General features: G+C 48.8%; 1 tRNA gene and 1 rRNA gene. Both read right to left on the reverse strand.

Going from position 1 to position 607, the window contains the following annotated elements:
- A 23S ribosomal RNA gene (locus AC07OK_RS30765) occupies positions 1-216 on the reverse strand; the annotation flags it as partial.
- Between the two features lie 228 nt (positions 217-444).
- Positions 445-520, reverse strand: a tRNA-Ala gene (locus AC07OK_RS30770).
- Positions 521-607 lie beyond the last annotated feature (87 nt).

A 607-nucleotide genomic window follows, 5' to 3' on the forward strand; every position in this document is an offset into this window, starting at 1 on the left:
TCTTTTCCTGCAGCTACTTAGATGTTTCAGTTCGCCGCGTTCGCTTTGCATACCTATGTATTCAGTATGCAATGACCTAAAAGGCCGGGTTTCCCCATTCGGAAATCTGCGGATCAAAGCTTGTTTGCTAGCTCCCCGCAGCTTATCGCAAGCTACTACGTCCTTCATCGCCTGTAATCGCCAAGGCATCCACCATGTGCACTTATTCACTTGTCCCTATAACGTTAGCCCCTGCGACTAAACAAGGAGCGTTTATAGGAATAAGAAGTACTACGTTGTTGCGTTTGTTGATACATACAATCATTACCCACCCACGCGGTTCCCCGCATGGGTACATAAAAATTTACTTACTTCTTCCAGATTGTTAAAGAACGTACAGCACTTGGTCTCTAAAAGATCAAATCTAAACATGCGCCCACTTGGCGTCGCTTACATTTGAACTCTTGGTGGAGGATGACGGGATCGAACCGACGACCCCCTGCTTGCAAAGCAGGTGCTCTCCCAGCTGAGCTAATCCCCCATTGGGTAAGACTGGTAGGGCTGGTTGGACTCGAACCAACGACCCCCGCGTTATCAACACGGTGCTCTAACCAGCTGAGCTACAGCC

Source organism: Duganella sp. GW821-FHT07G03, assembly GCF_059418605.1.